This window comes from Ruegeria sp. BE3 (assembly GCF_056538865.1).
In genome coordinates this window covers 91,467-104,215 of sequence record NZ_JBQFTW010000006.1, presented here as the reverse complement: position 1 = coordinate 104,215, position 12,749 = coordinate 91,467, and the positions used below count along the sequence as shown (strand labels likewise).

Sequence of the window (12,749 nt, the reverse complement as noted above, 5' to 3'; positions counted from 1 at the left end):
TTACTTTCCCCATTCTTCCTGCGCCCGGTTCCGGGCTGCGGCGTCCAATTGGTTGGTGCCTTTGGCATATCCGGTTGCCTCAGAGGCGCGCACCAGTTTCATGTAAGCCAGAACACCCATGACCAGCCCGGCAAAGGCCAGAATCGCGGCAATCACCAGTTGACCTTCGCTCAGGTCATCGGAGGTCAGAGCGATATATCCGAAGGCCCAGAACCCTGCCCATGCGATCACGTTGATGATGGCGATCAGCTTGGTCATCGCTACACCCTCTCGATGATCTTTTCGCCGAACAGACCCTGCGGCCGGAACACCAGAAAGATCAGCGCCAGAACATAGGCAAACCAGTTCTCGGTCGCGCCACCCAGCGCGGGGCCGAGTGCGAACTCGAACAGCTTCTCGCCCACGCCGATGATCAGCCCACCGACGATGGCGCCGGGGATCGAAGTGAACCCGCCCAGCATCAGTACCGGCAGCGCCTTGAGCGCGATCAGAGACAGCGAGAACTGCACACCTGATTTGGTGCCCCACATGATGCCTGCGACCAGCGCCACAAACCCGGCCACCGACCAGACCATGACCCAGATGAAGTTCAGCGAGATTCCCACCGACAGCGCCGCCTGATGGTCATCCGCCACCGCGCGCATCGCCCGGCCCTGCTTGGTGTACTGGCTGAATGCGACCAGAGCCGCCACTAGAAGTGCAGCGATGATCGTCGCCACGATGTCCAGATTGTCGATAAAGAAGCCGTAATCAAAGATGTTGAAGGTCGTCTCATCGATCCACAGGTTGATGCCTTGCGGCAAGCCTACATCCAGCGTCTTGATCTCGGATCCCCACATCAGGTCAGCCACACCCTCTAGGAAATAGGCCAGACCGATGGTTGCCATGAACAGGATGATCGGTTCCTGCCCGACCAGATGGCGCATCACGAACCGCTGCACCGCCCAGGCCAGCAACACCATTACGGCCATGGTCAAAAGGATCGCCAGCAGCGCAGGCACGTTCCAACCGAAATTATAGACATGCGTGCCGAAGGTCGCATTGATCAGATGCGCAAAGGGCACCTGACCATTCATGATCCCAACCAGCGTCATCGCTGCGAACAGGGCCATAACCCCTTGGGCGTAATTGAAAATGCCGGATGCCTTGTAGATAAGCACAAACCCCAGCGCGACCAGAGCGTAGAGGACCCCGGCCATCAGACCGTTGAGGATGACCTCCATCGCAAATACGAGTTGTTCAGGCATCAGAGGGTCCTCCGATCAAATGTTGTCGGGTACAGGGCAGGAGAAAATTCGGCGAATTTTCTTGGCGCGGCTCGAAGGTCAGTCATGGCTGACCCCCAGATAGGCGTCGATGACCTCTTGGTTGTTGCGCACCTCGTCCGGCGTGCCATCACCAATTTTCTTGCCATAATCCATCACGACCACTCGGTCGCTCAGGTCCATTACAACGCCCATGTCATGTTCGATCAGGGCAATCGTTGTGCCAAACTCATCATTCACGTCGAGGATAAAGCGGCTCATGTCCTCTTTCTCTTCAACGTTCATCCCGGCCATCGGTTCGTCCAGCAACAGTAGCTTGGGCTCTGCCGCCAGCGCACGTGCCAGTTCAACGCGTTTCTTCAAGCCGTAGGGCAAGCGCGACACGGGTGTCTTGCGGATGTGTTGAATTTCAAGGAAGTCGATGATCTTCTCGACGGCCTCGCGGTTTTCAGTCTCTTCCGCTTCGGCCTTACCCTTCCACCAAGCTTGCTGAAAAATGTTGGTCTTCATGTAACCCAAGCGCCCGGTCATGACGTTGTCCAGAACGCTCATTCCTTCGAACAGAGCGATGTTTTGAAACGTCCGCGCAATCCCTTGCTGCGCCACCTCAAAGGGCCGCATCGGCGGGCGCTTAGACCCGTGGAACCAGACCTCACCTTCCTGCGGGACATAAAACCCCGAGATCACGTTCAGCATCGAGGACTTGCCCGCCCCGTTCGGCCCAATGATCGCGCGGATTTCGCCTTCGCGAATATCGAACGAGATATCCTTGATCGCCACCACACCGCCAAAACGCAGGGTGATGTTCTTCATCTCCATCACCACGCCGCCGATCTTGCGGCCGTCTTCGGTGACATATCCTTCGGAATTATCCAGCATCAGCCTCTCCCAGACTTACGCAAAAACGGGACGGCGGGCGGGGCGATGACCGCAGGTCGAGCGGCGCGCGCCAGGCCCATCATTCCGCCGCCACCTTATGCTGTGCGACCGGCACCACCGGTGCGTCGACAATCTCCAGCGTCGCAGAAATCGAACCCTTGCGACCATCCTCATAGGTCACTTCGGTGGTAGTCGACACACTCTCGGACCCGTCATAAAGCGCTGCGATGATGTCGTGGAACTTCTCCTCGACAAAGCCACGGCGCACCTTGCGGGTCCGGGTCATCTCACCATCATCCGCATCCAGTTCCTTGTGCAGAACCACAAAGCGATGCACCTGACAGCCCGACAGCATCTCATCCGCCGCGACCGACTTGTTCACTTCTTCGACGTGGCTTCGAATCGTCTCTAACACACGGGGATGTCCCGCCAGTTCCTGATAAGAGGCATAGGCCACGTTGTTACGCTCCGCCCAGTTTCCTACCGCCGTCAGGTCAATATTGATGAAAGCCACGCAACGGTCCTTGCCATTGCCGAACAGCACGACCTCAAGAATATCGGGATAGAACTTCAGTTTGTTCTCGACATATTTCGGCGCGAACATCGACCCGTCGGCCATTTTGCCCACGTCCTTTGCGCGGTCGATGATCCGCAAATGGCCCGAGGTTTCCTCGATGAATCCGGCATCCCCGGTGGCCACCCAGCCTTCGGCATCTTTGGTCGAAGCCGTGGAATCCGGGTTGTTGTAATACTCCACAAACACACCCGGCGAGCGATAGTGAATCTCGCCGCTGTCATCGATCTTCAGCTCAACCGCAGGGGCCGGTACGCCAACCGTATCCGCGCGCACCTCGCCATCGGGTTGCTGTGTGATGAACACGGTCGCTTCGGTCTGGCCATAAAGCTGCTTCAGGTTGATCCCCAAAGAACGATAGAAATCAAAGATTTCCGGCCCAATCGCCTCGCCCGCCGTATAACCCACACGGAAACGGCCATAGCCCAACGTATCCTTGAGCGGCCCATAAACCAGCATATTGCCCAGCGCGTATTTCATCTTGTCGCCAAACCCGACGGGCTTCCCGTCCAGCAACTGGCCACCAACCTTCTTGGCGTGCGCCATGAAGTGGTGGAACATGCGCTGCTTCAGCTTGCCTGCATCCTCCATCCGGATCATCACATTGGTCAGCTGGGTTTCGAACACGCGCGGCGGAGCGAAGAAATAGGTCGGCCCGATCTCGCGCAGGTCAGTCATCATCGTGTCGGCGCTTTCGGGGCAGTTCACGCAGAAGCCGCACCAATAGGCCTGACCGATGGAGAAGATGAAGTCGCCCACCCAAGCCATCGGCAGATAGGACAGGATGTCCTCATTCCGGGTCAGGTGGTCGAATTCAGCAGAATTCTTGGCGCTTTCAATGACATTCCGGTTCGACAGCACAACACCCTTGGGCTTGCCCGTTGTTCCGCTGGTATAGAGCATCACGCAGGTATCGTCATAGGTGATCGCTGCGATGCGCTTGTCCAGCTCGGCATCAAACCGCGCGTGACCGGCGTTGCCCTCGGCCATGATGTCCTCGAGCGCGTTCATCTGGGAGTGGTCATACTTCCGCATCCCGCGCTTGTCGGTATAGAGTATGTGTTTGACCTGATGGAGGTTTTCCTGAATCTCGATGACCTTGTCGACCTGCTCCTGATCACCGCAGACGACATATTTCGCGCCACAATGTTCCAGCACATAGGCCATCTCTTCGGCGACCGAGTCCTGATACAGAGGCACCGGAACCGCACCCACCATCTGCGCCGCGACCATCGACCAGTAATGTGCAGGACGGTTGCGGCCTATGACGGCGATATGGTCGCCAGGTTCAACACCGATTTCCAGAAACCCCAACGCAATAGCGCGGATTTCTTTCGCGGCCTCTGCCCAGCTCCAGCATTGCCAGATGCCGAATTCTTTTTCACGGTAGGCCGGGGCATTCCCGAACTGCATGACATTGCGGTGTAACAGCGCCGGAAGAGATTGCATCCCTTCAGCGCCCGACTGCGTCTGAGCCAATCTTTTTCTCCTCCCCACCCGACCCCTCCTCCGGGCCGGAAATGGCGGCTCCGGGATAGTGCCCGAATGCCAATGCCCCGATTAGGGACAGGCGGAGGATCAGCGTCAAGTTTTGCCTGATGTTTTCTCAATTCTTACGAATTGTAACAGCGTCAGAGGGGTGATCTTCCGAGTTGTACAAGATGTACAAAATGAAAAACCGGGACAAGTCACGCTGCAACCGACAACAATAGATACAGTTGGACGAAACAGACGGCATACCCAAAGAAAGACTCCAATGCGAGTTGAGTTGGTTTGCAAGCCACAGTGTTTCGCCCCTGGCAATTGCGAATGAAGAAGCAATTGCAGTCGTGCCGGAGCTCTGACAAAACTCTCGCAGTGTCGTTCAACTGCCGCATGAAAGAATACCCTTAATGACCGAAAACTCACTTGGGCTGGTCCCGCCTGAAGATCGACACGCATTCTGGAACAGCTTTTATACCCGCTCAGCAGAGTCGTGGGAGCTGTCGCTGCCGTCACAGTTTGCCGCGTTTGTGGCCAATGAAATTGATCGGAAAGCACACGTCATTGATATCGGGTGCGGAAATGCACGTGATAGTTTTTTCTTTTCACGTCATGGATTTAAAGTAACCGGATTGGATGCATCAGAGGCCGCCGTCGAGTCAGCGCAGAAACACGCAGGATTGCAGGGCGGAGATGGCCTCGAGTTTGTCAGAACCAATCTTAAGGATGGACGGGTTCGACAGGTGCTGTCTGAGCGGCGCGCCGAAACCGTGTGCGTTTACGCGCGTTTCTTTTTGCACGCGATTACAGACGACGAGGAAGATGCGCTGATTGATGCGCTCCATAACGGATGTGAACCCGGAGATATTGTTGCATTCGAATACCGGACATTGGCAGATCGAAACACCGAAAAAGTCGCCGCTCCGCATTTCCGGCGCTACCTGAGCGCGGCTGAACTGGATGAAAAAATGGAACGGTGCCAGTTCATGAAATGCTACGGAATCGAAGGTATCGGTTTTGCCAAATACAAGTCAGAAGACGCAATCGTGGCCCGAGCAATCTATGAAAAACAGCCATGAATGAAGCAAAGGTCCTGAGGCGCGTCGCAGCACTGCGCACCAAAGTGTTTGAGCATGCTTCAACCCGAACCGCACTGCCGCGACCACGCAGAACGCGTCTGGCGTTGGAATCGCTGGCAGATCATGTTCGGAGGTTGGGAAATCCGACACTGCATGACGATTGGGAGGAAACCTATATTCTGTTTTCCTGCCATACGCGGATCAGGCCTGCACGAATACATGGTCGGCTAAAGCAGATGGAAATACGTTATGCAAAAAAGGGTCAGGAGGCCCGATTCACGGCCTTTTTTGCACTTATCAAACAAACTCTGCATCCAGATTTCATCACACCGCATGGCTACAACAGAACATTCGGTGAAATGGCGGATAATGACATATTCTCGAAACTCGACGCTGAGCTGGCACCCGTAGTTCAGCTGGGAAAACCGATAATACTCTATGCCGGAGCATTGTTGGGGCATATCCGGGAAGGCCGGCTGATCGCGCATGACGATGATGTCGATTTTGCCGTGCACCTGGGCGAGTGCACGCTTGAAGGCGTTTCTGAAAAATGGTCGCAATACCAAAAGGTCTTGTTGGATAGCGGCTGTCTGGACATCTCTTCTTCAGCTGGGAACTCGATCATATTCAAGGTGAAGAACAGCTTGGGTATCGATATCGACCTGTTTCCGGCATGGACAGAAAACGGACGCTTCAGCGTCTATCCCTACGCGCTCAACGACCTGCCGGAGAGTGCGATATTCCCGCTAAAGCCATTGAATGAAGGGGTTATCATGCTGCCCCAAGACGCACCCGCCTTACTGGCACAAAGCTATGGTGAAAACTGGCGCGTGCCCGATCCTCTTTTTCATTTCGACTGGCCTGCCGCACGCCGTAGATTTGCGCCCCTGTTGCAGCGGGATGTCGACCCCGGGTGACGAGACCACTTGTCAGCGTCGTCCTACGATTGCCTTTCGCATGGAACCATAACGGCCAAGACGCAAGCGGCGCTGGCTTCGCAATTTGATACGCAGACGCCGTGCTTAATCCTGATCTGGCAGGAAGGTGAGGCCTTACAACCAATCCCGCAAAATCGGAATCAGCGGCACGTCCGCCGCTGGCATTGGATAGTTCCGCAGATCATTTGCACGCACCCATTTCAGCGCCTGACCTTCTTTAGACTGCGGGATGCCCTCCCATTTGCGACAGGCGAACAGCGGCATCAGCAGATGGAAATCGTCATAGCTGTGGCTGGCGAAGGTCAGGGGGGCGAGGCAGGAGGCCCAGGTGTCGATACCCAGTTCCTCGTGCAATTCGCGGATCAGGGCGGCCTCGGGGGTTTCGCCGGGTTCGATCTTACCGCCGGGGAACTCCCAGAGACCGGCCATGGATTTACCCTCGGGGCGTTGGGCCAGCAGAACGCGGCCCTCGATGTCGATCAGAGCCACCGCAGACACTAATACTGTCTTCATGAACGGTAGTCCGCGTTGATCTCGATGTAGCCGTGGGTCAGGTCGCAGGTCCAGACTGTGGATTTGCCCTCGCCAAGTCCCAGATCGACGGCGATCACAAGGTCCTGGCCCTTCATATAAGCGGCGGCGGCGTCTTCGCTGTAGTCGGGGCTAACCCAACCTTTTTCGGCGACGAGGATATCTCCGAAGGAAATGCTCAGATGGTCGCGATCGGCGGCGGCGCCGGATTTGCCGATGGCCATGACGATGCGGCCCCAGTTGGGGTCTTCGCCCGCGACGGCGGTTTTGACGAGCGGCGAGTTGGCGATGGCCAGTCCGTGGGTTTTGGCGTCAGCATCCGTTTCCGCTCCGGTCACACGAATTTCTACGAATTTCGTGGCCCCTTCACCGTCGCGCACCACCTGCTGCGCTAGGTCCAGCATCACCGTTTCCAGAGCGTCCGCAAAGGCGGTATTACCGGTTGTATCGACGCCCGACGCTCCGGTCGCGCATAGAAGCAGGCTGTCTGAGGTCGAGGTATCGCTGTCGACAGTGATGCAGTTGAAGGTGCGGTCGGTCTGCGCACCCAGCATCACTTGCAGGGCGGATTGGTCGACCTGAGCATCTGTGAAGATATAGACCAGCATCGTCGCCATATCGGGCGCGATCATGCCGGAGCCCTTCGCAATCCCCGCAATAGAGACTGTTTTGCCGTCAATCTCGACCTGAGCGGAGGCCCCTTTGGGGAAGGTATCGGTGGTCATGATCGCCTGTGCCGCGTCCTTGATCGCGTGGCGGCTGAGGCCTGCTTTCAGCGTCTCAAGCTGTGCGACGATGCGGTCATGGGGCAACGGTTCGCCGATCACTCCGGTGGAGGAGGTAAAGACCCGCTCTACCGCGACACCCGTGGCTTTGGCGACCGCTTCGGTCACCTCGGCTACCGAGGTCTGGCCGTAGTGGCCGGTAAAGGCGTTGGCATTGCCTGAGTTCACCAGGATCGCCGCTGGCCCGTCAGATGGCCCGCCGATCTTGTCCTGACAATCCAGAACCGGTGCTGCGCGGGTAGCGGAGCGGGTGAAAACCCCGGCCACCGAGGTGCCCGGATCGAGCACCGCCAGCATCACATCAGTACGGCCCTGATAGCGCACGCCTGCCTCGACCGTGGCAAAACGCACGCCGTCGATGGCGGGCAGTTCGGGAAAGCCCGCCGGAGCCAGCGGAGAGACCTTGGTAATCGTCGCCACGGGAAGCTTACTCCTGAACCAGTTCAAGCTGACGCACGATCTCGGGGCCGGCACCGTCGAGCGCGGGGCGTTCGATCTGAGCGCTCTGGGTCAGCTCGTCGATCTTGGCCTGAATGGCCTCTTGCCGGATGGTCTTGGCCAGATCACCGCGCACTGCGTCAAGCGCGGGGGCCTCCGATTTGCGCTTGTCGTTCAATGCCACCACGTGCCAGCCGAACTGCGTCTGTACCGGGTCCGAGACCTGACCTTTTTCCAACGCAACAACCGCGTTTTCGAATTCAGGCACCATCTGGCCTTTGCCGAACCATCCCAGCGAACCGCCATTGGGGCCCGAGGGACCCGTGGATTTCTCTTTCGCCAGTTCGGCGAAATCGGCTCCGTCATCGAGTTGCGTCTTGATCTCGTTCGCCTCTTCCTCAGTCTCGACAAGAATGTGGCTGGCGTTGAACTCATCTTCGCCTACAAACTCGGCGAATTGCGCGTCATAGGCAGACTGGATCGCTTCGTCCGTCACTTCGGCGGCGGTGATCGCCTCGACCGTCTGCACCGCGCGCAGCGAACGGGTTTCATTTTCCAGCCGCAAGGCGTTCAGGGTGTTTAGCTCGCCCTGCTCTTGGCTCAGCAGGTGCTGCTGGATCAGTTGTTCAAGGATGAAGTCATACAGAACGTCGTCTTCCAGCTGCTGATACTGCGCGGGCAGAGCCGATGCGGTAGCGATGACGTGACCCAATGTGATTTCGTCGTCATTGACGCGTGCTACAACAGTTGACGCATCCGGTGCGGTTTGGGCGGCCAGCGGCAGAGCCATCACGGCAGCAAGCGCCAGCGATGGCAGAAAAGTGAGGCCTTTGGGCATGGAATCATCCTATTTCTTTGCCGCGACAGGGCGCAGCGTTGACACTTCAGAACCTGCCGCTTACATCGCTTTGAAGCCTTGGACAGGGCCGCCTTTCACCCCCCGTATCTATGGGTTGCGCGCAAGGTGGGCAAGCCTGTCGCAACCACGATAAGAACAGATCCGCTGGAGTGAACATGCTGGGACTCGGAACGCTCGCCAAAAAGGTGTTCGGAACACCGAACGACCGCAAGATCAAGGCGACCCGCCCCCTGATCGAAAAGATCAACGCGCTGGAACCCGAGTTTGAGAAACTGTCCGATGAAGGCCTGATCGAAAAGACCGCCGAGCTGCGCCAACGCGCGCTGGATGGAGAGAATCTGGACGCCCTTTTGCCCGAGGCTTTTGCCAACGTGCGCGAAGGGGCCAAGCGGGCATTGGGTCTGCGGGCGTTTGACGTGCAGCTGATGGGCGGTGCCTTCCTGCATCAGGGCAATATCTCGGAGATGAAAACAGGTGAGGGCAAGACACTGGTCGCCACCTTCCCCGCTTATCTGAATGCGCTGACCGGCAAGGGCGTGCATGTGGTCACGGTGAACGAATACCTGGCCAAGCGTGACTCGGAATGGATGGGCAAGGTGTTCGCCGCCGTGGGCATGACCACCGGCGTGATCTGGTCGGGCCAGCCCGATGCCGAGAAGATGGCCGCGTATAAATGCGACATCACCTATGCCACCAATAACGAGCTGGGCTTCGACTATCTGCGCGACAACATGAAGGCGGATCTGGAGCAGGTCTATCAGAAGCACCACAATTTCGCGATTGTCGACGAGGTGGATTCGATCCTGATTGATGAGGCACGTACGCCACTGATCATCTCGGGCCCGTCGCAGGACCGCTCGGATCTGTACACCGCCATAGATGCGCTGATCCCGTCGCTGAGCGACGATCATTTCACGCTGGACGAGAAGTCCCGCAACGTGACTTTCACCGATGAGGGCAACGAGTTTCTTGAGCAGCAGCTGATCGCTGCGAGTCTGATCCCCGAGGGGCATTCGCTGTACGATCCGGAAAGCACGACCGTGGTGCACCACGTCAATCAGGGCCTGCGCGCCCATAAGCTGTTCCAGCGCGACAAGGATTACATTGTTCGTGATGGCAACGTGGTGCTGATCGATGAATTCACCGGCCGCATGATGCCGGGCCGCCGCCTGTCCGAAGGTCTGCACCAGGCCATCGAGGCCAAGGAAGGCGTGCAAATCCAGCCCGAGAACGTGACGCTGGCCAGCGTGACCTTCCAGAACTATTTCCGCCTGTATGACAAGCTGGGCGGCATGACCGGTACGGCCCTGACCGAAGCCGAGGAATTTGCCGAAATCTATGGTCTGGGTGTGGTCGAAGTGCCGACCAACAAACCCATTGCGCGTCTTGACGAAGACGATCAGGTCTATCGCACCGCCGGTGAGAAATACGGCGCGATGATTGAGGAAACCAAGAAGGCTCAGGAAACGGGCCAGCCGGTCTTGCTGGGTACAACGTCTATCGAAAAATCCGAAGTGCTGAGCCAGATGCTGCAGAAGGAAGGCATCGCGCACAACGTTCTGAACGCCCGCCAGCACGAGCAGGAAGCGCAGATCGTGGCCGATGCGGGCAGATTGGGCGCAGTGACCATCGCCACCAACATGGCCGGTCGCGGCACTGACATTCAGCTCGGCGGCAATGTCGAGATGAAGGTGCTGCAGGCGCTGGCCGAGAACCCCGAGGCCGACCCGGCCCAGCTGCGCGCAGCCGAAGAGGCCCGCCACGCGGAAGAAAAGGAAAAGGTTCTGACAGCCGGTGGTCTCTATGTGATGGCGTCCGAGCGTCACGAAAGCCGCCGCATCGACAACCAGTTGCGGGGTCGTTCGGGCCGTCAGGGTGACCCGGGCCGCACCGTGTTCTACCTGAGCCTCGAAGATGACCTGATGCGCATCTTCGGCTCGGAACGGTTGGATAAGGTTCTGACCACGCTGGGCATGAAAGAAGGCGAGGCGATCATTCACCCCTGGGTGAACAAATCGCTGGAACGGGCGCAGTCCAAGGTCGAAGGCCGTAACTTCGACATGCGCAAAAACGTTTTGAAATTTGATGATGTGATGAACGACCAGCGGAAGGTGGTGTTCAGCCAGCGCCGCGAGATCATGTCCTCGGATGACCTGTCGGAAATCGTCTCGGACATGCGCGAACAGGTGATCGACGATCTGATCGACGAATACATGCCACCGAAATCCTACGCCGATCAATGGGACACGGACGGGCTGCATGAGGCGATCAAGGACAAGCTGACCATTGACGCGCCGGTTCAGGACTGGGCCGCCGAGGAAGGCGTGGATGATGAACAGGTGCGCGAGCGTCTGATCAACGCCGCCGATGAGATGATGGCGCAGAAGGCGGCTGCTTTTGGCCCCGAGAACATGCGCAACATCGAGAAGCAGGTTCTGCTGCAGACCATCGACGGAAAATGGCGCGAGCACCTGCTGACGCTGGAACATCTGCGCTCGGTCGTTGGCTTCCGGGGTTACGCCCAGCGCGATCCGCTGAACGAATACAAGAACGAAAGCTTCCAGCTGTTCGAAGGTATGCTCGACAGCCTGCGTGAGACGGTGACACAGCAATTGTCGCGCGTCCGCCCACTGACCGAAGAAGAGCAGAAAGAGATGCTGGCGCAGATGCAGGCACAGCAAGCGCAGGCACAACAGGCAGTGGATCAGGCGGCAGATCAGGCCGAAGCGGTTGCCGAAGCCGAAGCTTCGGGCGATGCACGACCGGGGTTTGTCGAAGATGATCCTTCAACCTGGGGTAACCCCTCGCGCAATGACAGATGCCCCTGTGGATCGGGCAAGAAATTCAAGCATTGTCATGGTAGGCTGACCTAAGGTCACCTTCTATCCGACACAATGAGTCCGCCTCGCGGCCACATATTGGCCGTGATTGAGGGTCAAATTGCGACTCGCTCCTTCAACTGGGGAGGGTGTCTTGTTTGTAATAAAGAACTACGTGACCACGGGCGGAACCGTTGCCTGCGCCCTGGCTATCGGATACTTGATGCAGAGCGAATCCGCTCAGCACCCCGCGCCTGATGCGGGCTCGGAACGTGTTGCTTCGATCGCGCAGCAATCGGTGGGCCTGTCAGGGCTCGAAGCTGTTGTGCTGACCTCATCGACCCCGACCGCCGCACGTAAAGATGTATTACCCGACGCCCCTCTGACATCGCGTGTTCAGCCACGCTTCCCCTCGAACTGTGACCTGAGCGCGCGTGCAATGGCCGTACCCGGCGCGAATGTCCGGCTTCGGGTCAAAGCGCCTTGTCATATGGATCAACCGATCGAGATTCATCACAGCGGGTTGGTGTTTTCGACCCGCACGGATGCGCTTGGCCGGCTGGACCTGACGGTACCGGCGATGGCGGAATACGCCATTTTCCTGATTTCCTTCTCTGATCAGAAAGGCACCGTGGCCACGACCCACGTGCCCGAGATCAAGACTTATAACCGCGTTGCGCTGCAATGGGAGGGCGAGACCGACCTTCAACTGCATGCGCTCGAATTCGGTGCCAGCTATGGCGAAAACGGCCATGTCTGGTCCGGTTCCGAGGCCGGTGGCGCGGGTTCCGTGATCCATCTGGGCCAGGGCGATTCGGAGAAGGCGCACAGTATCGAGGTCTATTCATTCCCGACCAATACCGGGATCGAGGCCGGATCGATCGCGCTGTCGGTCGAAGCCGAAGTGACGGAAGCCAATTGCGGTGCAGATCTGCATGTGCAATCGTTGGAATGGCGCGCCGATCAACGTCTGCGCTCGCGCGATCTGACGCTGGAAATACCCGGCTGTGACGCGACTGGTGATTTTCTGGTGTTGAATAATCTGTTCTCAGACCTGACAATCGCTGCAAAATAAACAGCTGGCAGGTCGACACTTCCTC

Annotated in this window: 11 protein-coding genes; 4 read left to right on the top strand and 7 right to left on the bottom strand. The window is 57.8% G+C overall.

The annotated features are described in order from the left end of the window. From ACR0AZ_RS14745 to ACR0AZ_RS14730, 4 genes are all read right to left on the bottom strand, one after another. On the bottom strand, positions 1 to 258 hold the full coding sequence (locus ACR0AZ_RS14745; protein WP_480667748.1) for a hypothetical protein: 258 nt from the start codon (positions 256 to 258) through the stop codon (positions 1 to 3). A 2-nt stretch (positions 259 to 260) separates the two neighbouring features. Beyond that, positions 261 to 1,247: a branched-chain amino acid ABC transporter permease gene (locus ACR0AZ_RS14740; RefSeq protein WP_480471387.1), complete on the bottom strand. Its 987-nt coding sequence runs from the start codon at positions 1,245 to 1,247 to the stop codon at positions 261 to 263. Between the two features lie 78 nt (positions 1,248 to 1,325). Then, entirely contained in the window at positions 1,326 to 2,144 is an 819-nt protein-coding gene (locus ACR0AZ_RS14735) for an ABC transporter ATP-binding protein (RefSeq protein ID WP_170694891.1), read from the bottom strand. A 79-nt stretch (positions 2,145 to 2,223) separates the two neighbouring features. Next, a complete protein-coding gene (locus ACR0AZ_RS14730) occupies positions 2,224 to 4,167 on the bottom strand; it encodes an AMP-binding protein (RefSeq protein ID WP_480667806.1) in 1,944 nt (647 codons plus the stop codon). Positions 4,168 to 4,610: 443 nt separating this feature from the next. On the opposite strand from ACR0AZ_RS14730, the gene ACR0AZ_RS14725 reads away from it, so the two are divergent. Next, on the top strand, positions 4,611 to 5,279 hold the full coding sequence (locus ACR0AZ_RS14725) for a class I SAM-dependent methyltransferase (RefSeq protein ID WP_480660172.1): 669 nt from the start codon (positions 4,611 to 4,613) through the stop codon (positions 5,277 to 5,279). 236 nt (positions 5,280 to 5,515) lie between these two features. Beyond that, the gene (locus ACR0AZ_RS14720; RefSeq protein WP_480667747.1) at positions 5,516 to 6,196 is read left to right on the top strand and encodes a hypothetical protein; all 681 of its coding nucleotides are present in this window, start codon (positions 5,516 to 5,518) and stop codon (positions 6,194 to 6,196) included. 135 nt (positions 6,197 to 6,331) lie between these two features. Here ACR0AZ_RS14720 and mutT read toward each other — a convergent pair whose 3' ends face one another. From mutT to ACR0AZ_RS14705, 3 genes are read right to left on the bottom strand one after another with little or no spacing between them, the layout of a single operon-like run. Continuing rightward, positions 6,332 to 6,730, bottom strand: a complete 399-nt coding sequence (gene mutT / locus ACR0AZ_RS14715; protein WP_170334201.1) for an 8-oxo-dGTP diphosphatase MutT — start codon at positions 6,728 to 6,730, stop codon at positions 6,332 to 6,334. Continuing rightward, the gene (gene argJ / locus ACR0AZ_RS14710; RefSeq protein WP_480471384.1) at positions 6,727 to 7,953 is read right to left on the bottom strand and encodes a bifunctional glutamate N-acetyltransferase/amino-acid acetyltransferase ArgJ; all 1,227 of its coding nucleotides are present in this window, start codon (positions 7,951 to 7,953) and stop codon (positions 6,727 to 6,729) included. The genes mutT and argJ overlap by 4 nt, the downstream gene beginning before the upstream one ends. Positions 7,954 to 7,960: 7 nt before the next feature. Continuing rightward, positions 7,961 to 8,809 carry a peptidylprolyl isomerase gene (locus ACR0AZ_RS14705; RefSeq protein WP_480667746.1) on the bottom strand — a complete coding sequence of 283 codons (849 nt, stop codon included), beginning with the start codon at positions 8,807 to 8,809 and terminating at the stop codon, positions 7,961 to 7,963. Between the two features lie 176 nt (positions 8,810 to 8,985). Here ACR0AZ_RS14705 and secA point away from each other — a divergent pair, with 176 nt between their 5' ends. Then, positions 8,986 to 11,703 (top strand): preprotein translocase subunit SecA, encoded by a 2,718-nt coding sequence (gene secA / locus ACR0AZ_RS14700; protein WP_480667745.1) that lies wholly within the window; start codon positions 8,986 to 8,988, stop codon positions 11,701 to 11,703. A 100-nt stretch (positions 11,704 to 11,803) separates the two neighbouring features. Continuing rightward, positions 11,804 to 12,724: a hypothetical protein gene (locus tag ACR0AZ_RS14695; protein WP_480667744.1), complete on the top strand. Its 921-nt coding sequence runs from the start codon at positions 11,804 to 11,806 to the stop codon at positions 12,722 to 12,724. Positions 12,725 to 12,749 lie beyond the last annotated feature (25 nt).

What these genes read in the sequence shown, in the direction of transcription:
- ACR0AZ_RS14745 (WP_480667748.1), bottom strand. Translation starts at nt 258, where the DNA reads ATGACCAAGCTGATCGCCATCATCAACGTGATCGCATGGGCAGGGTTC.
- ACR0AZ_RS14740 (WP_480471387.1), bottom strand. Translation starts at nt 1,247, where the DNA reads ATGCCTGAACAACTCGTATTTGCGATGGAGGTCATCCTCAACGGTCTG.
- ACR0AZ_RS14735 (WP_170694891.1), bottom strand. Translation starts at nt 2,144, where the DNA reads ATGCTGGATAATTCCGAAGGATATGTCACCGAAGACGGCCGCAAGATC.
- ACR0AZ_RS14730 (WP_480667806.1), bottom strand. Translation starts at nt 4,167, where the DNA reads ATGCAATCTCTTCCGGCGCTGTTACACCGCAATGTCATGCAGTTCGGG.
- ACR0AZ_RS14725 (WP_480660172.1), top strand. Translation starts at nt 4,611, where the DNA reads ATGACCGAAAACTCACTTGGGCTGGTCCCGCCTGAAGATCGACACGCA.
- ACR0AZ_RS14720 (WP_480667747.1), top strand. Translation starts at nt 5,516, where the DNA reads ATGGAAATACGTTATGCAAAAAAGGGTCAGGAGGCCCGATTCACGGCC.
- mutT (WP_170334201.1), bottom strand. Translation starts at nt 6,730, where the DNA reads ATGAAGACAGTATTAGTGTCTGCGGTGGCTCTGATCGACATCGAGGGC.
- ACR0AZ_RS14705 (WP_480667746.1), bottom strand. Translation starts at nt 8,809, where the DNA reads ATGCCCAAAGGCCTCACTTTTCTGCCATCGCTGGCGCTTGCTGCCGTG.
- secA (WP_480667745.1), top strand. Translation starts at nt 8,986, where the DNA reads ATGCTGGGACTCGGAACGCTCGCCAAAAAGGTGTTCGGAACACCGAAC.